The sequence below is a fragment of the Xanthomonas cucurbitae genome (assembly GCF_002939885.1).
GTDB lineage: Bacteria > Pseudomonadota > Gammaproteobacteria > Xanthomonadales > Xanthomonadaceae > Xanthomonas > Xanthomonas cucurbitae.
Window position 1 is genome coordinate 206,447 of sequence record NZ_MDED01000001.1, and the last position, 19,628, is coordinate 226,074.

19 protein-coding genes and 1 pseudogene are annotated in these 19,628 nt (G+C 64.8%); 8 read left to right on the forward strand and 12 right to left on the reverse strand.

Going from position 1 to position 19,628, the window contains the following annotated elements; genetic code table 11:
• Positions 1–34: 34 nt before the first annotated feature.
• The 11 genes and pseudogenes from XcuCFBP2542_RS00950 to XcuCFBP2542_RS01000 all read right to left on the reverse strand — a co-directional run bounded on the left by XcuCFBP2542_RS00950 (position 35) and on the right by XcuCFBP2542_RS01000 (position 11,992).
• Positions 35–1,240, reverse strand: a complete 1,206-nt coding sequence (locus tag XcuCFBP2542_RS00950) for an AGE family epimerase/isomerase (protein WP_104601755.1) — start codon at positions 1,238–1,240, stop codon at positions 35–37.
• Positions 1,237–2,223, reverse strand: coding sequence for a carbohydrate kinase family protein (locus XcuCFBP2542_RS00955; RefSeq protein ID WP_167526846.1), 987 nt, complete (start codon positions 2,221–2,223; stop codon positions 1,237–1,239). Before XcuCFBP2542_RS00955 ends, XcuCFBP2542_RS00950 begins: the two co-directional genes overlap by 4 nt.
• The gene (gene fucP, locus XcuCFBP2542_RS00960; protein WP_104601757.1) at positions 2,220–3,530 is read right to left on the reverse strand and encodes an L-fucose:H+ symporter permease; all 1,311 of its coding nucleotides are present in this window, start codon (positions 3,528–3,530) and stop codon (positions 2,220–2,222) included. Before fucP ends, XcuCFBP2542_RS00955 begins: the two co-directional genes overlap by 4 nt.
• 13 nt (positions 3,531–3,543) lie before the next feature.
• A pseudogene (locus XcuCFBP2542_RS00965) lies at positions 3,544–4,632 on the reverse strand (LacI family DNA-binding transcriptional regulator); the annotation flags it as partial.
• Positions 4,633–4,895: 263 nt separating this feature from the next.
• Positions 4,896–5,618, reverse strand: a complete 723-nt coding sequence (locus XcuCFBP2542_RS00970; protein WP_372372406.1) for a transporter — start codon at positions 5,616–5,618, stop codon at positions 4,896–4,898.
• A gap of 242 nt (positions 5,619–5,860) precedes the next feature.
• Complete coding sequence (locus tag XcuCFBP2542_RS00975; protein WP_104601760.1) at positions 5,861–7,969, reverse strand: acyltransferase family protein; 2,109 nt, start codon at positions 7,967–7,969, stop codon at positions 5,861–5,863.
• Between the two features lie 71 nt (positions 7,970–8,040).
• Positions 8,041–8,751: a DUF2058 domain-containing protein gene (locus tag XcuCFBP2542_RS00980; protein ID WP_337999780.1), complete on the reverse strand. Its 711-nt coding sequence runs from the start codon at positions 8,749–8,751 to the stop codon at positions 8,041–8,043.
• An 18-nt stretch (positions 8,752–8,769) separates the two neighbouring features.
• Positions 8,770–9,006, reverse strand: a complete 237-nt coding sequence (locus XcuCFBP2542_RS00985) for a SlyX family protein (protein ID WP_024939344.1) — start codon at positions 9,004–9,006, stop codon at positions 8,770–8,772.
• Positions 8,999–10,348 (reverse strand): UDP-glucose dehydrogenase family protein, encoded by a 1,350-nt coding sequence (locus XcuCFBP2542_RS00990; RefSeq protein ID WP_104601762.1) that lies wholly within the window; start codon positions 10,346–10,348, stop codon positions 8,999–9,001. Before XcuCFBP2542_RS00990 ends, XcuCFBP2542_RS00985 begins: the two co-directional genes overlap by 8 nt.
• A gap of 24 nt (positions 10,349–10,372) precedes the next feature.
• The gene (locus tag XcuCFBP2542_RS00995) at positions 10,373–11,344 is read right to left on the reverse strand and encodes an FKBP-type peptidyl-prolyl cis-trans isomerase N-terminal domain-containing protein (protein ID WP_104601763.1); all 972 of its coding nucleotides are present in this window, start codon (positions 11,342–11,344) and stop codon (positions 10,373–10,375) included.
• A 90-nt stretch (positions 11,345–11,434) separates the two neighbouring features.
• Complete coding sequence (locus tag XcuCFBP2542_RS01000; protein WP_104601764.1) at positions 11,435–11,992, reverse strand: glutathione peroxidase; 558 nt, start codon at positions 11,990–11,992, stop codon at positions 11,435–11,437.
• A gap of 135 nt (positions 11,993–12,127) precedes the next feature.
• Here XcuCFBP2542_RS01000 and XcuCFBP2542_RS01005 point away from each other — a divergent pair, with 135 nt between their 5' ends.
• The 7 genes from XcuCFBP2542_RS01005 to XcuCFBP2542_RS01035 all read left to right on the forward strand — a co-directional run bounded on the left by XcuCFBP2542_RS01005 (position 12,128) and on the right by XcuCFBP2542_RS01035 (position 16,477).
• Positions 12,128–12,376 carry a hypothetical protein gene (locus XcuCFBP2542_RS01005; RefSeq protein WP_104601765.1) on the forward strand — a complete coding sequence of 83 codons (249 nt, stop codon included), beginning with the start codon at positions 12,128–12,130 and terminating at the stop codon, positions 12,374–12,376.
• Between the two features lie 2 nt (positions 12,377–12,378).
• Entirely contained in the window at positions 12,379–12,741 is a 363-nt protein-coding gene (locus XcuCFBP2542_RS01010) for a GntR family transcriptional regulator (RefSeq protein WP_104601766.1), read from the forward strand.
• Positions 12,738–13,613: an ABC transporter ATP-binding protein gene (locus XcuCFBP2542_RS01015; protein WP_104601767.1), complete on the forward strand. Its 876-nt coding sequence runs from the start codon at positions 12,738–12,740 to the stop codon at positions 13,611–13,613. Before XcuCFBP2542_RS01010 ends, XcuCFBP2542_RS01015 begins: the two co-directional genes overlap by 4 nt.
• Entirely contained in the window at positions 13,610–14,596 is a 987-nt protein-coding gene (locus XcuCFBP2542_RS01020; RefSeq protein WP_104601768.1) for an ABC transporter permease, read from the forward strand. Before XcuCFBP2542_RS01015 ends, XcuCFBP2542_RS01020 begins: the two co-directional genes overlap by 4 nt.
• A gap of 10 nt (positions 14,597–14,606) precedes the next feature.
• A complete protein-coding gene (locus XcuCFBP2542_RS01025; RefSeq protein WP_104601769.1) occupies positions 14,607–15,425 on the forward strand; it encodes a DUF4097 family beta strand repeat-containing protein in 819 nt (272 codons plus the stop codon).
• 23 nt (positions 15,426–15,448) lie between these two features.
• Positions 15,449–15,982, forward strand: coding sequence for a DUF2884 family protein (locus XcuCFBP2542_RS01030; RefSeq protein ID WP_104601770.1), 534 nt, complete (start codon positions 15,449–15,451; stop codon positions 15,980–15,982).
• Positions 15,983–16,054: 72 nt separating this feature from the next.
• The gene (locus XcuCFBP2542_RS01035; RefSeq protein ID WP_167526845.1) at positions 16,055–16,477 is read left to right on the forward strand and encodes a hypothetical protein; all 423 of its coding nucleotides are present in this window, start codon (positions 16,055–16,057) and stop codon (positions 16,475–16,477) included.
• 119 nt (positions 16,478–16,596) lie between these two features.
• Here XcuCFBP2542_RS01035 and XcuCFBP2542_RS01040 read toward each other — a convergent pair whose 3' ends face one another.
• Positions 16,597–18,003: a class II fumarate hydratase gene (locus XcuCFBP2542_RS01040; RefSeq protein ID WP_104601772.1), complete on the reverse strand. Its 1,407-nt coding sequence runs from the start codon at positions 18,001–18,003 to the stop codon at positions 16,597–16,599.
• 285 nt (positions 18,004–18,288) lie between these two features.
• Between XcuCFBP2542_RS01040 and XcuCFBP2542_RS01045 the strand changes: the two genes are divergently transcribed.
• Positions 18,289–19,611, forward strand: coding sequence for a hemolysin family protein (locus XcuCFBP2542_RS01045; protein ID WP_104601773.1), 1,323 nt, complete (start codon positions 18,289–18,291; stop codon positions 19,609–19,611).
• Positions 19,612–19,628: the final 17 nt, after the last annotated feature.

Sequence of the window (19,628 nt, forward strand, 5' to 3'; positions counted from 1 at the left end):
CGCCCAGGTGCGCTCCTACGAGATCACATGCGCATCAAGTCGCCGGGCGCAGCACGTTCAGCACTTCGTGGCAGGCACCCATGGTGTGGTAATCGGTCTTGCCGGCCGGGCTCTTCTCGTCGCTGTACTTGCGGTTGTCCGCATCCAGGATGCGATACCACGCACCGTAACGGTGGTCGATCATGTGCTTCCACGAGTAGTCCCACAGCTTGTCGTACCACTGCCAATAGCGTTCATCGCCACTGCGTTGTGCCAATAAGGCCGCCGCAGCCAGCGACTCAGCCTGCACCCAGAAATACTTGTCGTCGTCGCACACCTGGCCATCCGGCGCGAAGCCATAGTACAGCCCGCCGCGCTGCGCATCCCACGAACGCTCCACCGCCACGTCGAACAGGTGTTGCGCGGTCGGCAACAACCAGTCCATGGGTGCATAACGATCCAGCAGCATCAGCAGCTTGGCCCATTCGGTCTGGTGGCCTGGCTGGAAGCCCCAGGGACGGAACAGATGCTTGGGATTGTCGCGGTTATAGTCCCAATCGATGTTCCACTGCGGGTCGTAATGCTCCCACACCAGACCATCGGCCTTGGCCGCCTGACGCCGGGTCATGTTGTCGGCCAGCTGCAATGCGCGATCGAGATAGCGCTGCTCGCCGCTGGCCTCGTACGCGGCGATCATCGCCTCGCACATGTGCATGTTGGCGTTCTGGCCGCGATACGTGGTGAAGTTGAACTGGGCATCGGCTTCATCGCGGTACAAGCCGAATTCCGGCTCCCAGAAGTGTTTCTCCAGCAGCTGCCAGGTTTCGTCCATCCACGCACGCGCCTCGGCGATGCCGGTCTTCAGCCCGCACGAATACGCCAGCAGCACGAACGCCACGCCGTAGCAATGGTTCATGTCGTCTTCCACCACGCCATCGCGCAGCGTCCAGGCATAACCGCCGGTGGCGGCATTGCGATGCACGTTGCGCAGGTAATCCAGGCCGTGACGCACGGCTTCCAGATACTCGGGGTTACCGAATTCGCGGTAGGCCATCGCATAGTTGAAGACGAAGCGCGTACTGCTCACCAGATGCCGGTGCCCGGCATCGTAGATGCTGCCGTCATCCTTGAAATACTGGAAGAAGCCACCGGCCGGATCGATCGCGCGCGGGTGGTAGAACGCCATGGTGTCGGCGATGTGCTGGCGCAGGACGTCGGCCGAACGGAAATCGGGTGTGGGGGAAGCGGGCAACGGGCTCATGCTTGTTCCTGGATCAGGGTATGGACGTCATCGATGCCGGGCATCGCTGCAAACGCGCCCTTGCGCGTCACCGCCAACGCACCGACGGCGGCGGCGAAGCGGATCACCTCGGCCATCGTCGTAGGGTCGCCGCACAGCTGCTCAAGCGGAATTGCACGCGCTGCCAGCTGGTACAGCAGGCCGCCGACGAAGGCATCGCCCGCCGCAGTGCTGTCGCGCACCTGCACCTCGAAGGTTGGCACCTGGCCCGTATCGGTACGCGTCTGCCAATGCACCGGGCCACCGCCGTCGGTGACCAGCAGCCAACGCGCCTGCCCCTGCCACAGCTTCTGCGTCACCGCGCCAGCGTCGGCCTTCAAGGTGCCGGCCAGATAGTCGAGTTCTTCGCGCGAGAGCTTGACCACATCAGCCAGCGCCAGCGCCTCCCACAGGACCGGCGCCGGGTTCACGTCCTGCGGCCACAGCATCGGGCGCAGGTTGAGGTCCAGGCTGACGATGGCGCCGGCCGCGCGCGCGCGGCGCATGCCATCGAGCGTGCACTGCGCGATCTCCGGCTCGGTCATGCTGTTGGAGCACACATGCAGCACCGCTGCCTGCGCGAAGCCGTCGGCGGCGAAATGGTCGGCGCGGAACAGCAGGTCCGCCGCCGGCGGCCGGTAGAAACTGAAACTGCGCTCGCCTGCGGCATCGAGTGCGACGAACGCCAGCGCAGTCTTGGCCTGGTCGGTGCGCACGATGCCGTCGGTGGCCACGCCTGCCTGCTGCAGGCTCTGCAGCAGGAAGTCGCCAAACATGTCGCGGCCCAGCATGCCGACAAAATGCGCCGCGCCGCCGAGCTTGGCCACCGCCACCGCCACGTTGGCCGGCGCACCACCGGCGTATTGCGCGAAGGTACGCGCATCGTCGCTGGCGGCCTGCGGCAAGGCCAGCATGTCGATCAAGGCTTCGCCGAAGCAGATCACCTGATTCCTGACCGCACTCATGCGCGCGCCTCCGCCAGGGCGCCACGCAGGCGCGAACCCCAGATGCCATAGAACACGATGTACAGGTAGCACACCAGCGGCAGCACGAACGATTCCTGCAGGCCGATGCGGTCGGCCAGCAGGCCCTGCAGGTACGGCACGATCGCGCCACCGACAATGGCCATGATCAACAGGCTGGAGGCGCGGCCGGTCAGCGCGCCCAGGCGCTCGATGCCCAGGGTGAAGATGGTCGGGAACATGATGGAATTGAACAGCCCGATCGCCACCAGCGCATACACCGCCAGCATGCCGCCGCTGAGCATGGTCGCGCCCAGCAACAGCACGTTGATCGCCCCAAACACCGACAACAGCACGCGCGGCGACAACTTGGCCAGCAATGCCGAGCCGACGAAGCGGCCGATCATTGCCAGCGTCCAGTAGGCCGAGACGTACTTGGTCGCCTCGCGCTCGGTGAACCCGCCGATCTCCGGCAACGAGAAGTAATTGACCATCAGGCTGCCGATGGCCACTTCCGCACCGACATAGAAGAAGATCGCCAGCACGCCGAAGCGCACATGCGGGTGGCGCAGCGCATCCAGCAACGAATGCTTGCTTTCTTGCTTCTGCGCGCCGGCGTCAGTCAATGCCGGCAGGCGGAACAGGAACACGAAGATCGCCAGCAGGAACAGCACCACGCCCAGGCCGATGTACGGGCCCTGCACCGCCTGCGCTTCCTGCACGCGGTAGGCAAGCTGCTCGGGTTCCGGCAGCGCCTTGAGCGCGTCGCTGCTCATCACCTTGTTGGACAGGATCAACCAACCGCCCAGCAACGGCGCGATCGCGGTGCCGAGTGAATTGAGCGCCTGCGCCAGGGTCAGCCGGCTGGACGCGCTGCGTTCTGGCCCCAGCAACGCGACATAGGGATTGGCCGCCACCTGCAGGATGGTGATGCCGGTGGCCAGCACGAACAGCGCACCGAGGAATGCGCCGTACACACGCAGCTCCGCCGCCGGCCAGAAGCCCAGGGCACCGACCGCCGCCACGGCCAGCCCGGCCACGATGCCCTGCTTGTAGCCCAGCCGGTTCACCAGCCAACCGGCCGGCAGCGACATCAGGAAATACGCGCCGAAAAAGGTGAACTGCACCAGCATCGCCTGGGCGAAATTGAGCTCGAACACCGACTTCAAATGCGGAATCAGGATGTCGTTGAGGCAGGTGAGAAAGCCCCACATGAAGAAGATCGTGGTGACCACCGACAACGCGACGCGGTTGTTGACGGGCGCCTTGTTGCCGCTTGGCACAGGGGATTGCGTGGAAAGGGAAACCATAGGAGTTGCCTGGTCAGCGGCCGGAGGCCTTGGTGGGGGAATGGGTGGGAGAACGGCGTAAAGGCGCGGGCAAGACCGCAGCGATGGGCGCGCAGGCGCTGCTGGCGCGAACCTTCAGCGCCACCGCGGCGGTGAGCCGCTGCACCGCCAGGTCGGGGCTGCCGATGCGTTGCAGCACCAGTTGCGCAGCCTGACGGCCACGCGCGCGCGGATCGGCAGCCAGGGTGGTCAGCGCCGGCGTGAACAGCGCGGCCTCGGCGATATCGTCGAAGCCGGTCACCGCGAAGTCGCGCCCCGGCACGACGCCGCGCATCGCCAGGGCCGCCATCAGGCCCAGCGCAACGCTATCGTTGTAGCAGACCGCCGCAGTGGCGCCGTGCGTGCCGCCATCGAGCATGCGTGCGCCACACAACGCGGCATCCTGGCGATTGGGTGCCGATTCGACATACTGCACCGCCAGCCCGGCCACGGACATTGCCCGCGTGTAGCCGGCGCGACGCTGCCGGCATGAGCTGGAATCGGCATGGCCACCGAAGAACACGATCTGCCGATGTCCTTGCGCGATCAGATGGGTACAGGCGAGCAAGGCGCCCTGCTCGTTGTCCAGCGCCAGCAGATCCCACCCCGCCCCTTCCACTTCGCGGTTGAACAGCACCACGTTGCGCTGGCGGCCGACCACCTGCGCCAGCGCCTGTGCCTGGCTGCCTTCTGCGGGCGAGAGGATGATGCCGGCCGGGGTGTGCTCCATCAGCGAGGTCAGCACCGCATGCTGGCGCTGCGTCGATTCGCCAGTGCTGCCCAGCAGGGTCACATACCCGGCCGCGCCCAGCGCCTCGTCCACACCTGCCGCAAATTCGGCAAAGAACGGATTGGACAGATCGTTGATGACCAGCGCGATGCTGGACGAGGTGCGCTGCCGCAGATTGGCCGCAGCGCGGTTATAGACGTAATGCTGCCGATCCAGCTCGGCTTCCACCCGTGCACGGGTCGTGGCATGCACCAGCGGGCTACCACGCAGCACCAGCGACACGGTGGCACGCGAGACGCCGAGCGCGCCGGCGATATCGCGCAGCGTCACCGCGCCACGGCGCGCCGGGCGCGTCTGGCCCGCCTCCGGCGCGGCCGGCACCTGCCTGGAACGCGTCAAGCGCCCGCCCCCGCTGAGTGGACATCGTGCATGCAATGGACTGAAATTGGATCGATCCAATTAAGCCTTTTCCTCGCTCCCAATGCATGCGGCAGTGCAGCATCGACCCCCCCCATCTGACAGCCGACGTCCTCACGCAGCACTGCTGCTTTGGAGGCTTGCGTGCGCGCACGGCCTCGTCGCGCGGCGCTGTGCCTATGTCGAGCCGAACAAGCCCGTTACTGGAAGGCGATCGACAACCCGAGCCCACCCTGCCAATCCGGGCTTTCCGATGTCAGCCCGCGCAGGACCGAGACATCCAGTTGCATTGCGTGCGGCAACTGCCAGGCAGCACCGACACCGGCGACACGCGAGTGCTCGCTGCCGGTCTGCACGCCCGCTTCCACATAACTGCTGAAGCGTTCGCCGGAAAAGAACGTGTAGTTGGGCGCGAAGGTCCAGTTGTGCCCGTCATCGTCACGCGCATAGTTGATGTACAGCGCCAGCGCACGTTGTTGGGCAAGGTCCCAGGATGCAGTCACCCCCAGTTCGCGCGCATGGCCGTCGCTGAAGGCGGGGCTGCCGGTCGGCACGCTATAGGTGCCTAGCGCCGCCCAATGAAAGCTGTCCGAGCGCGACGGCAAGGCCACCTTCAGCCCGACATGGCTATCGCCTCCGCCGCGCACGCGCGCGCCACCGCCGTGCTGCCAGTTGTAACTGTCGCTGCCGAGCTGCAGCTCCACATGTTGCGATAGCCCCAGACGCAGCACGGTGTCAGCGGTGTAGAGCGTCGTGCGCTGACCATCGGCTCGGTCGGTACTTGCATCCGGCAAGCCCTGCTCCCAGGCGAACGCGCCGGGCTGCAACACGTCGGCGGCAAACGGAAGGCCGGGGCGATCGAATGCAGGTGGATCCTCCGCCTGCGCGGAAGCCTGTCGACTAGCCAGGCACAACAGCACTATGGCGCCGGCCAATGCGAGGTAGCGACCCGCCTGTGGCCGCAGGCCACTGAGCGCAGCAGCAGGCATCGACGACGCCTGCGCAACGGCGCGAATTTGCACAACGTGGGAGGACTGGGACATACGCGGCACCATCGGCAGAAAGTGAGCGACAACGCAGCTGCCTATGCCTGGCTGCGTGGACCGGCAATGACGCGCATGCTGCCGCTGCGGCCGTGACCGGCATGTATAGCGCGCTGCGCCGCCTACTGACCGGCCACCCTCTGCGCCGGCAAGGCGCGCAGATGCGCGGTGAAGTCGGGCAATAGCACGCGGTTGCCGTAGCCACTGACATGATCGGCGTCGAAGAATAACGGCCTGCCCTGCAGGGCCGGCGTGCACCAATGCGCATCGCATAGCAGCGGTAGTGGATCCCACAAGGTGGCTCGCTCCAACCCCACCACGATCTGGCGCAACCCGTCCAGCGCAGGCGCTCGGTAGCGTTCCATCACACTGCGTTCGATCTGCATTCCGTTGACGCAAATGGGGTTGTCGCGGTTGAACCAGTCAGAGCACCGGTATGCCGGCGCCTTGAGCACCGGCTTGGGTGCTTCCAGCACGATGTGCACGCCGTTGGCCTGCACTGGCTCCAGCAATGTGATTGTCGCTTCTGCCTCCAGTTGCCGCTGTGCTCTCGCCTGCGCGCTATGCAAGCGGGACGTATTGAAAGACAGATCGAACAATTGGTCCTGCTCGGCCAGACGCGGCACCCTCAGTCCCGGAAGGAACAGCACATCACCGGGACGCGCATTGGCAATGACGTCGTCCAGCATCTGCCGCACGAATGCTCGACAACGTGCCGCACCCGGATCAGGCGTCATTGGCGCAATCGCGCAACCGGCGGCACCGTAAAGGCGCACACTGCCACCTTCCATCACGGTGAACCGGCGCAGCATTTCGCTGTAGGACAACGCATGCGAGTCGCCGAGCACAAAGATCTGCCGATGGTTGTGTACCGGCAGTACGCACGTTCCGCGCGAGAATATCTTGGTGCGCCATCCGCCGATCGACACGCTCCTGGTCGACAGTTCGCAGTCTGGAATTTCCTGATCCAGACCACGCGCGTATGCATACCAATCACCCGGATTGCGGCTCACCACACTGAGCGAGGTATAGGGCTGTGTCTTTATCACCAGCAGCTGCACGCCGGCAGCGAGCACCAGCGCGCCGACACCGACCCCCAGCAACCTGGCGTTGGCTGCAACCTTCAGACGACGATGACGCCAGGGAAGTTCGACCCAGCGATAAGAGGCGATGGCGCACAGCCCTGTGAGCAGCAACGCGACCATCTTGGTCGCGAAGGCATCCAGGCCAATCGTCCAGCGCAGCACCACCAGTACCGGCCAATGCCACAAATACAGAGAATACGAAAGACGTCCGACGGCCAGCATCGGCGCTGCGGACAACAGCCGCCCTATCGGGTTATCCGCTTGACGATGCAACAGCAACAGCAGCCCGGACGCTCCCAGCACCGGCCATGCACCATCACTCCATGGCGAATGCCCTGGGCGCGCGTAGCGTAGTCCGTAAGCAACACAGGCCAGCGCCGTCAGCAGCAGCAGCGCGCGTAATGGCGCCGGCATGGAAATCCCGCGATCGAACAGGCACTGACCATGCCGACCACGCAACAATACCAGGGCCTGATACGTCACCACACCGACACCCAGCTGCCAGAAGCGCGCCGTCGTGAGATAGAACGTGGTGGCTGCCTGATCGGGCGAGCGCGCTCTCAGCCACGCATAGCCCAGCGAGATAGCCGTGGCAGCGACAAACAGACCCAGCGACCAAAGGCGTCCACTACCGCCCCGCCTCCAGCACAGAAACATCCACGGAAATAGCAGATAGAACTGCTCTTCGATGCCCAACGACCAGGTTTGCGTGTATTGATTGAATTCGGCGCGTGGCGAAAAATAGTCGTGCCCCGCCGCAGCCAGCACCCAGTTGCTGAAGCCGACGAATGCCATTCGGCCAGTTTCGGAACTCGCCTCGCTCAGCCACGATTTCGGAATGAACAACGCCGACACAAGCGCGGTTCCGATCAGGCAAACCACCAAGGCCGGCGCGATGCGCCTCAGCCGTCGCGCATAGAACCGCGCCAGTTCTGCAGGCCATTCGAGTCGCGGCAAGCGATCGACCGATGCGCTGACGACAAACCCGGAAATCACGAAGAACACGTCGACGCCGGTGAACCCGCCCGGCAGCCAGTCGGCATCCAGGTGATACACAATCACCGCGAGGACGGCGATCGCACGCAGTCCATCGATATAAGCAAAGTAACCGCTTCCCGGTGCACGAAACGCCGCTGTTTTCTCCATCAATTTCCTTCTGGATACGCAAAGGGCGCCTTGCGGCGCCCTGCGTTTTGGCCCTTACTTGCCAACGGATATCACCAAACAAGATCGTCAGGCACCTGATACTGCGGATCCGCGTACGGATCCTCGCTTGCCGGTGCATCAGGGTCCACCTTCAGTGCAACCGAAGGCGCGAACACCGCTTCGGCTTCGGCCAGTACTTCGGCAGTCACCAGCAGATAGCGCCCGTTGAGCTGCAGTACGCCCAACTCGCCAGCGTTGAGCGCCTTGAGCTGATCGGCGGTGACGTAGATGCGCTTGATCTTGCCGCCATACGGGAAATGCCGGGCGATATCGGCCTCGGCATGGTTCAGGCCCTTGTCCTTGAGCAGCGCTTCCAGCTTGGTCTTGGCTTCGCGGCGCAGGCGGGCTTCTTCCTGCTTCAACCGCTCCGCTTCGATGCGCTCGTCCTTTTCGCGCTGCGCACGGATCGCATAGGCCTTGGCCAGGTCAATGTCTTCGCGCGTGCGGGCGGGCCTGGGACCGCGCCGATCGGTGGCGGCATGCGGCGGACGCGGCCCACCGGGCCGTCCGTCGTGTTTGCGTGGGTTGCCGCCGTCGGTGGCCGCGGCGGCGTGCGGCCGCTGCGGTCCCCGGCCCTGGCCACCCGGCGTGTTGCCGCCGGGTGCGGGCTTGCCACCCTTGCCATGTGGACGCGCGGCAGGCCGTGCGTCGGGTTTGCGTTCGGGCTTGGGCGCGGACTTGAAGCCCAGGCCAAGCAACTGGTCACGTAAGGTATCGCTCATGGCGGTGGCAATCTGCAATCAATAGTGCGGCGGCGGCGGTTCATCGGCCGCATCGGCAAACAACGTGGAGCGCACCTTGCCCAAATCCTCGAGCAAGTGGCGGATCAGTTCGGCGTTGCGGGCGCCCGTCAACCGGGCGTCCGCAAGCGCTTCACTCAGCTCATTGAGCGCCTGCTCCTGAAAGGAGAGGCGCGTTTCCAGTTCCACCAACCGCGCATCCAGTTCCTGGTCGCGCGGCGAGAGTTGCTCATGCATGCAACGAACGGCCTCGTCCGATAGCGTAGTACGCCAGTCCTGCAGCTTCGATTTCCTGCGGGTCGTACAGGTTGCGGCCGTCGAACACGACGTCGTCCGTCAACGCCTGCTTGATCTTGCTGAAATCCGGGCTGCGGAACTGCTTCCACTCGGTGACCACGACCAACGCATCGGCGCCTTCCAATGCAGAGAACGCGTTGTCGCAGAAGGTCAGGTCGTCACGCTCGCCGAAGATGCGCTTGGCCTCGTGGGTCGCTTCCGGGTCGTAGGCGCGCACCTTGGCACCGGCTTCCCACAGCTGCGCCATCAGGCGACGGCTGGAGGCCGCACGCATGTCGTCGGTGTTGGGCTTGAACGCCAGGCCCCACACCGCAAACGTCTTGCCGGCGATGCTGCCGGAACCTTCGCCACCGTAGTGACGCTGCACCAGCTCGAACAGGTGCCCCTTCTGCGCGTTGTTGACGCTTTCCACCGCATTGAGCAGGGTCGGCTGCATGCCGTACTGCTCGGCGGTCTTGGCCAGTGCCTGCACGTCCTTGGGGAAGCACGAGCCGCCATAACCGGCGCCGGGATAGATGAAGTGCCAGCCGATGCGTGGATCCGAGCCGATGCCGTTACGCACATGCTCGACGTCCGCACCGACACGCTCGGCGATATTGGCGATCTCGTTCATGAAACTGATCTTGGTCGCCAGCATCGCGTTGGCCGCGTACTTGGTCAGCTCGGCCGAACGCACGTCCATTTCCACGATGCGATCGCGGTTGCGGTTGAACGGCGCGTACAGGCGACGCATCCGCGCGATCGCCGCCGGCTTCCTGGCGCCGATCACGATGCGGTCCGGTCGCATGCAGTCGGCCACCGCATCGCCTTCCTTGAGGAACTCGGGGTTGGAAACCACATCGAATTCATGCTCCACGCCGCGTGCATCCAGCTCTTCCTGGATCGCCGCGCGCACCTTGTCGGCGGTGCCGACCGGCACGGTGGACTTGTTGACCACGATCGCTGGCCCATCGATATGGCGGCCGACCGTGCGCGCAACGGCCAGCACGTACTGCAGGTCGGCACTGCCGTCTTCGTCCGGCGGCGTGCCCACGGCGATGAAGGTGATTTCGCCGTGCGCAATCGCCTCGGCGGCGTCGCTGGTGAAGCGCAACCGGCCAGAGGCGTGGTTGGCTTTCACCATCGGCTCCAGGCCGGGTTCGTAGATGGGAATCACCCCACGATTGAGACCATCAACTTTCGCCTGGTCGATATCCACGCAGATGACGTGATGACCTACTTCGGCCAGACAGGTACCGGTGACAAGACCAACATAACCGGTACCAAAGATCGCAACTCGCATGGGTGGGGGTACTCCTGTGGGGGATCAGGGAAGGATACCCATCAGTTCGACATCGAACGTCAACGTTGCATCCGGTCCGATCGGCCCCCCTTGCGTGCCGTTCGGGCCATAGGCCAGGTTGGATGGAATCCAGAAACGATATTTCGAACCGACCGGCATCAACGCAACGCCTTCGGTCCAGCCGGCAATGACCTGGTCCAGCCCGAACTCGGCCGGCTGGCCGCGCTGGTAGGAACTGTCGAACACCTGCCCATTGAGCAGCTTGCCTTCGTAGTTCACGCGAACCTTGTTGGTACGCATCGGGCGCTCGCCGCTGCCCTGGCGCAGCACCATGTACTGCAGGCCGGACGCGGTGGTGATGACGCCCTTCTCGGCCTTGTTCTTGGCCAGGAAAGCATTGCCTTCTTCGCGATTCTTGGCACCGGCAGCGCCCTGCTTGGCAGCAGCAAACGCCTGCATGGTGGCGGCCGCTTCCTGCTGGGTCAGGCGGGTGGTGCCCTTGGCGAACACGGTCCGCACGGCGTCCATCAGGATCGGCAGGTCGATCTCGTCCTTGATGCCGGCCAACGACGGACCCACCGCACGGTCGCCCAGCATCAGGCCGACGTTTTCCTTCGAAGGCGTGGCAGGCGCCGAACCCGGTGCCATGCCCGGCACCTGCTGGCCGTTGCGGGCCGCCAGCGCGGTGCGCAAGGCGGTGTCGGTGGCCTGGGTCTGCTCGTCGGACAACAGCGGCTTGCCACCCTTGAACGCATTTTCGATGGCGCGCTGCATCGCACCCAGATCGATGTCCTGGGCAATCGGCTCGAACGAACGCGCCACGTCCATGCCGATGGCGTAGCTGACGTTGTCGCGCGTGCTCTTCTCAGACGATGCATTCAAAACTGGCTTCTCCTTGGTGGCCGCTGCGGCCGGTTGCTGCGACATCGCCGGCACCGAAGCCGCCATTGCCACCATCAGTAGCGACGCCGCCGCGCCGCGCTTTCCCATCTTCATTCGATGCACTTCCCGAAAGTGAAAAGACACGCCGCCGACGGCGCTGAACAGGCATTGTCGCATGCGCACGCGGCGTTGCGAGAGCCGCGCTCAGCGCGAGGGCGCATTGAGCTCGCGTTCGATTGCCGCCAGCACGCTCGGATCGTCCGGCTTGATCTTGCTGGGGAACTGCGCCACCACGCGCCCATCGCGAGCGATCAGATACTTGTGGAAGTTCCAGCCCGGCGCCACACCGGTCGCCTGGGTGAGCCGTTGGTACAGAGGAGTCGCTTCCTTGCCCAGCACATGCACCTTCTCGAACATCGGGAACTTGACGCCGTAGGTCAGCGTGCAGAATTCCTGGATCTGCTTCTCCGATCCCGGTTCCTGCCCCCGGAAATCGTTGGACGGGAAGCCCAGCACCGAAAAGCCACGGCTGCCGAAACGCTGATTGAGCGCTTCCAGGGCTTCGTACTGCGGGGTGTAGCCGCACTTGCTGGCGGTATTGACCACCATCAGCACCTTGCCACCGTAGCTACGGTTCAGGTTGATGGGCGCCTTGCCGGCCAACGGGCGGTAGTCCAGATCCAGCAACGGCGCGTCGGCGGCCACCGCCGACCCAGCGAAAAAGCCAGCAATAACAAGCATCAGCAGACGTTTCATGACCATGGCGATTCCTTGGAAGTGGGCGGCAACCCGGCCTGCGCGAGGGGTGCCATCAGTTGGGTACGACAAGCAGTTGACGGGCTGCGTGTCGGTGTTATAGTTTAATACAACACCAGTCATCCAATGCAGGGGGCAAGCATGAACAGCACACGCACCACGCGACCAGTTCCGCTGTTGCTGTTCGGCAGCACCCTGTTTGCCATTGGTTGCCTGGGAGCCGCTTCCAGTCAGGTCACGGAGTCCGGCGCCGATTATGGCGTGTCGGAGGCGGTTACGGAAAACGCGACAACTCCCCCCGAAGCGCGCAGCCGGCCCGACCGGCATCCACGCGCCTCGCTGTCGATGCCCTATTTCTCCTTCGCGCAGGTTCTGCGTCCACGGAGCTGACCATGAACGACATTCAATGGAGCGACGGCGCTCCCATCTATCGCCAACTCAAGGACCGGGTCATTGCCATGATGCTCGATGGAATCCTCAAACCTGGCGACGCCCTGCCCTCGGTACGGCAGGTGGCCGCTGACTACCAACTCAATCCCATCACCGTCTCTCGCGCCTATCAGGAACTGGCCGACGAGAATCTGGTGGAAAAACGTCGCGGCCTGGGGATGTTCATGACCCCGGAAGCCGCACAGAAGCTGCGCGGAAGCGAGCGCGAGCGCTTCTTGAACGAAGAATGGCCGGTGGTGCTGGAACGGATCCAGCGGCTGGGCCTGTCCATCGACGATCTGTTGCCACAGGGGAAAACACCATGACCGCCGTCTCCACCGACCTTGTCGTCGACGCCCGCGGCCTGCGCAAGGCCTACAAACACCGACTGGCGCTGGACAACACCAGCTTCACCATCGCTGCCGGTCGCATCGTCGGATTGATTGGCCCCAACGGCGCCGGCAAGACCACGGCCCTCAAGGCCGTACTGGGCCTGACCGATTTCGACGGCGAGCTGCGCGTGCTGGGCATGGACCCGCGCACGCAGCGCAACGCGCTGATGAATCAGGTCTGCTTCATCGCCGACGTGGCGGTGCTGCCGCGCTGGCTGCGGGTGGGCGAAGCGATCGACTTCGTGGCCGGCGTGCACCCGCGCTTCGATCGCGCCAAGTGCGAGCGTTTCCTGGCCAATACCCAGCTCAACCGCAGCGCGCGGGTGCGCGAGCTGTCCAAGGGCATGATCGTGCAGCTGCACCTGGCGCTGGTGATGGCCATCGACGCGCGCATCCTGGTGCTGGACGAACCCACCCTGGGCCTGGACATCCTGTACCGCAAGCAGTTCTACCAGCGCCTGCTGGAGGACTACTTCGACGAACAGAAGACCATTATCGTCACCACCCACCAGGTAGAAGAGATCGAACACATCCTCACCGATGTGATGTTCATCCGCGACGGCCGCATCGTGCTGACCGCCGACATGGAAGACGTGGCCGAGCGCTACACCGAAGTGCTGGTCAGCGCCGAGCAGGTGGACACCGCGCGTGCGCTCAGGCCGATCGACGAGCGCAGCCTGCCGTTCGGCAAGACCGTGATGCTGTTCGACGGAGTGCCCAAGGCACAGCTCGCCGGCGTTGGAGAAACCCGCAATCCCGGCCTGGCCGACCTGTTTGTAGCCGTCATGAAGGGGACCTACGCATGAATGCCATGACCCACCAAGCATCCTCCTCGCGCACCTTCGCCTGGCTGCTCAAGCGCGAATACTGGGAACATCGTGGCGGCTTCGTCTGGGCGCAGCTCATCACCGGCGGCATCGCGGTGTTCTTCGCGCTGCTGGGCGCGGTGATCGGCGCGATCACCGCGCGCCGCAACATGGTCGGCGACAGCGTCCACCTGGGCGACATGGCCGAATACACCCGCACCCTGGGCCAGGTGGGCGACGGCCTGCTGCTGGGCGGCATCGGCATCGCCTCGGTGGTACTGGCCTTCGTGGTGTTCTTCTATTCGCTGGGTAGCCTGTACGACGACCGCCGCGACCGCAGCGTGCTGTTCTGGAAGTCGTTGCCGGTGTCGGATGTGCAGACCGTGCTGTCCAAGGCGGCTTGGGCGCTGCTGCTGGCGCCGCTGATTGCCATCGCGATCGGCCTGGTGGTGGGCCTGGCGCTGTGGCTGATCGCCATCGGCGGCGCCCTGATCGCCGGTGCGCCCAGCCCCTGGGCGATGGCCACGCACTCGCATCCGTTCGCGATGCTGTGGTTGCTGCTCAAAACCGTGCCGATGAGCCTGTTGTGGTCGTTGCCCACCGTCGGCTGGCTGATGTTCTGCTCCGCGTGGGCCAGCAGCAAGCCGTTCCTGTGGGCGGTGCTGTTCCCGCTGCTGGCCTGCGTGATGCTGAGCATCCTGTCGGCAATGCCGGGCGTGTCGCTGCCGATCGGCTGGATCTGGTACATCGTCGGCTACCGCGGCCTGCTCAGCGCCCTGCCCGGCACCTGGTCGGCGCGTGCGGTCAGCGGCAACCTGGACAGCAGCACCCTGCAGAACCCCAGCGACCTGGTGCAGTGGGCCCTGCAGCACACCGACAGCGCGCGCGTCTACGGCAATGTCGATATCTGGATCGGTGCCGCCATCGGTGCTGCGCTGATCGCTGCCTCCATCTACCTGCGCCGCCGGCGCTCCGAAGCCTGAAGGACACCGTATGCGCCTGCCTCTGACCCTGTCCATCCTGCTTGCCCTGCCCGGCGCCGCCGCAGCGGAAGAGCAGTGCAAGTTTTCCGAGCCGCGCAGCCTGGAACTGCAACTGACCGGCGTGAAATCGGTGTTGTTCGAAGTCGGCTCCAACGACCTGCATCTGGACGCGTTGCCGAGCAGTGGTGGAAAACTGGGCGGGCGCGCCTGTGCTGCCAGGGCGGAACTGCTCAAGGGCCTGACCGTGACCCAGAAGCGTGTTGGCGACAAGCTGGTGGTCACCTTGAACGATGACCGCCGGTTTTCCTTCGGGGAAAGCTATTCCTACCTGGATCTGCGCGGCAGCGTGCCCAACACGGTGCTGGTGCAATTCGATGTGGGTTCCGGCGATGCCCAGATCGCCGGCGCCGCAGCGGTCAGCGCCGACGTCGGCTCCGGCGACATGGTCATTCGCCGCAGCAAGGGGCGTGTTACCGCCAAGGTGGGTTCCGGCGACGTCGAGCTGGAGGACATCGGTGCGCTGCGCGTGCTAAGCGTCGGCTCGGGCGACCTGAAGGCCAGGCAGATCCATGGTGCAGCCGAGATCGGCAAGGTCGGCTCCGGCGAGGTCAAACTGCGTGGCGTGGCCGGCAATGTGAAGCTGGGCACGATCGGATCGGGTGATGTAGAGGTCCACGATGTGCAGGGCAACGTTACCGTGGAAGCGATCAATTCCGGCGCGCTCGACATCCACAACATCCGCGGCGATGTCAGCGTTGCGCGCAAGGGCAGCGGCGATGTCAATGTCAGCGACGTGACCGGCACCACGCGCGTGCCGACCGGCAAGTAATCCTTCACTTGGGGAAATAGCGGATGAAACTCCTGATTTCTGCGGTAATGGCCAGCGTGTCACTGGTAGGCTGCGGCAAGTCCGAGCCGAAGGTCGTGGTATCGGGCGAGAATGACAGCGGCGGCGGCGTGAGCTTCAACGGCAAGAGCGTGACGCTCAAGCGCAGCGGCTTGCCGGCGGCGACCATCAGTGCCGACGGTGCGCTCAGCATCGATGGCAAACCGGTGAACTTGAACCAGGTGCAGCATCAGGCGATGCGCCATTACTACGCGCAGATCCAGGGCGTTGCGGCCAAGGGCATCGATATCGGCACGCAGGGCGCGGCATTCGGCGCGCATGCCGCCGGTGAAGCGCTCAAAGGCGTACTGAGCGGCAACCCCGACCAGATTGGCGACAAGATCGAAGCCGAAGCGGCAACCTTCAAACAGAAGGCCATGCTGATCTGCGACCAGCTGGACAAGCTGCGCGGTGCGCAGGATGCCGCCGCCACTGCGGTGCCCGAATTCGGCCCGTATGCCAATCTCACCCAAAAGGATGTTGCCGACTGCCGCAAGTGAGCGCCGCATGCACCGGCACCCGCAACGCGCGGCGGGATTACACTGGTGCACTCCCCTCGACCCACTGATTCCATGAACAAGTTCGTGATGCTCTGCATGGCGCTATTGCTGTGCACCCTGTCCGCTTGCGGCGATCAGTCGTCCCGGCGCGCCGAACGTGGCAAGCCGCGCGTGGCCATCACCACGCAATCGGTGATGATCCGCCGCCCGCCCGCCGCCAATGCGGAGATCACCCCGGACGGCACGCTCAAGATCGACGATATCGCGCTACCGCAGAAGGAGCCGACCCGCGCCAAGCTGCAACTGCTGTTCGGGCACCTGCAGATGCTGCGCCAACAAGCGATCAACGACGCTGGCCCGGACCCGGGTTACAAGTCGATCAAATTGACCGCCACTCCGGAAATCCAACAAATCAGTAGAGAGCTGCTGGAGGAAATCCCGTCACTGCAGCCGTACCGCGAAAGTTTCGGCAACGTGCAGGCGGAGCGGCACTGAGTCCTGGCGAGGCCGCGGATTCGCGTAAGTCCCGTAGGAGCGAACCTGGGCGCGACAGGGCTTTATCGACAACGCCCCATCGCGCCCGGGTGCGCTCCTACGCGCGCACGCTGCGGTTGTCAGCCACCGCTTCCACTGCTGCCGGCCTGGATCCCCCCACGCGTCAGTGCGGCCGGGTCCAGCAACCGCCGCAGTTCGGCTTCGCTCAGTCCGCTGTCTTCCTTGGCCACCTCCAGCACCGGGCGCTGCTCCTTGTAGGCGCGCTTGGCGATCGCGGCCGCCTTTTCGTAGCCGATGAGGGGATTGAACGCGGTCACCAGGATCGGATTGCGATCCAGCGCCTCGCGCACGCGCTCCTGACGCACCTTCAAGCCGGCAATGGCGGAGTCGGCCAACAGACGCGACACATTGCCCAGCAAGGTGATCGAATCCAGCAGGTTGTAGGCAATCAGTGGCAGGGTCACGTTCAACTGAAAATTGCCGGTCTGTCCGGCCACCGTGATGGCGGTGTGGTGGCCGATGACCTGGGCGCAGGCCATCACCGTGGCCTCGGGAATCACCGGGTTGACCTTGCCCGGCATGATCGAGCTGCCCGGCTGCAACGCCGGCAACTCGATCTCTCCCAGCCCGGCCAACGGTCCGGCATTCATCCAGCGCAAATCATTTGCGATCTTGATCAGCGCCACCGCCAGCGCATTGAGCTGGCCGGACAATTCCACCGCATCGTCCTGCGCGGCCAAGCCTTCGAACTTGTTTTCCGCGCTTTCGAACCTGGCCCCGCTCAGGCTCGACAAGGCCTTGGCGGCTTTTGCACCAAAGCGCGGATCAGCATTGATGCCGGTGCCAATCGCGGTGCCGCCCAGCGGCAACCGGCGCAGGCGCTTGAGCGCGTCGTCGATCCGCTCCTGCGCCGAGCGCAGTTGCGCAGACCAGGCACCGAATTCCTGCCCGAAGGTCAGCGGCATCGCATCCATCAAATGGGTGCGCCCGGTCTTGACGATCTTGTCCAGCGATCTGGCGCGCTTGTCGATGGTCTTGCGCAGATGCTTCAGCGCCGGCTGCAGGTGCTCCTGCACGGCAAGCAGGGCGGAGACACGGATCGCGGTAGGCACCACGTCGTTGGAACTCTGTCCCAGGTTGACGTGGTCGTTGGGATGCACCGTGGACTTGCCAGCCCGCGTGGCGAGCGTGGCGATCACCTCGTTGGCATTCATGTTGGACGAAGTACCCGAGCCGGTCTGGTACACATCGATCGGGAATTGCGCGTCATGCGCGCCGTCGGCCACCTGCAAGGCCGCCTCCTGCACGGTCCTGGCGATTGCCTTGGGCAACAACCCCAGGTCGGCGTTGACGCTCGCCGCAGCGGCCTTGATCAGCCCCAGCGCGCGAACGAAACCGCGCGGCATCGGCTGACCGGAGACCGGGAAATTCTGTACGGCGCGCTGGGTCTGCGCGCCCCATAGCGCATCCGCGGGCACCTGCAATTCGCCCATGCTGTCGTGTTCGGTCCTGAAACGTTCGCTCATCTGCACTCTCCGCAATTGGTGATTTGTGGTGACGCAATGGCTGGCCGCGGGCATGCCCACGCTGGCAAGGCCGCCTACGATACCCGCCCCCCCGTTGCGACCGTGTCGTCGCACTGCGTGGGCTAGACTGCCGAATCATCCATCCGAGGTACCACGCCGCCATGGGCGACGACCCTGACTGTAGAAACGCACCGAGCGTGTCGTGCTTTGCTGTACACCCCACCGTTTCGCCCCTGCCCGCGCTGATGCATTCGGGCACTGCAATCGATCGTTGCGGAGGCGGATATGCTCGGTAACGTCTTGCTGCTGTTCGTCGCGCTGCTGCTGGTGCTGTTGAACGGATTCTTCGTTGCCGCCGAGTTTGCATTGGTCAAACTGCGGCATACCCAGGCGGTGGGCCTGGCACAGAACAACGGGTGGCGCGGGCGGTTGTTGCTCGGCGTGCATGCGCACCTGGATGCGTATCTGTCGGCTTGCCAGCTGGGGATCACCCTGGCCTCGCTTGGCCTCGGCTGGGTGGGCGAACCGGCCTTCGCGCATCTGCTGCAGCCGCTGTTCGACAGGCTTGGCCTGTCGCCGGAAGCCGCGCAGTTCACCGCGCTGGCGATCGCCTTCAGCCTGATCTCGTTCCTGCACATCGTGCTGGGCGAACTGGCGCCCAAGACCATGGCGATCCGCCGTCCGGAGCGGATGTCGCTGTGGACTGCGGCGCCGCTGTATGTCTTCTACTGGATCATGTTCCCGGCGATCTGGCTGCTCAACACCAGTGCCAACGGCCTGTTACGGCGGCTGGGTTGGGGCGATATCGAACATCAGTCGCACCGCTACTCGCGCGAGGAACTCAAGCTGATCGTGGGCCGCCAGGATCCGAATGCGCCCGCGCCCGACCATGGGCTGACGCTGATGAGCCACGCACTGGAGCTACCGGACCTGGTGGCCGGCGACCTGATGCGCCCGCGCGAGCACCTGCGCAGCCTGCGCGAGGGCATGGATCTGGATGCGGTACTCGCCGAATTCAGCGAGTCGCGTTACAGCCGCTACCCCTGGTTCGACACCGACGGCGAGCAGGTGCTGGGCATCCTGCACACCAAGGATCTGCTGGTGGCGATGGCACGTGGCCAGGACCTGGACGACCTGCGCCCGCTGCTGCGCCCAGCCACCCTGCTGACCCTGGAGACGCCGATCCCGCATGCGCTGGAAGAATTCCGCACCGGCACCACCCATCTGGCGCTGTGCGTGGAGGACGAAGGCCGCATCCTGGGCTTCTTCACCCTGGAAGACCTGCTGGAAGTGGTGGTGGGCGAGATCGAGGACGAACACCGCCATGTGGTGCGCGATGCCCCGGTGCGCAGCCAGGACGGCTCGCTGCTGGTGGCCGGCAGCACCTCGATCTTCCGCCTGGAGCGCCTGCTCGGCCAGGATCTGAGCGCCCCGGATCATGTCAATTCGGTCGGCGGGCTGATCGTGCATCAGTTGCAGCGGCTGCCCGACGAAGGCGAGACCCTGGAGCTGGACGGCCACGCGCTGACCGTGCGGCGCATGGCTGGCCACCGCATCCAGGCGGTGACGGTGCGGCCGGTGGGCGAAGCCGAGGCCGGGGCGGCGTAGAATATCGGCCCCGCCAG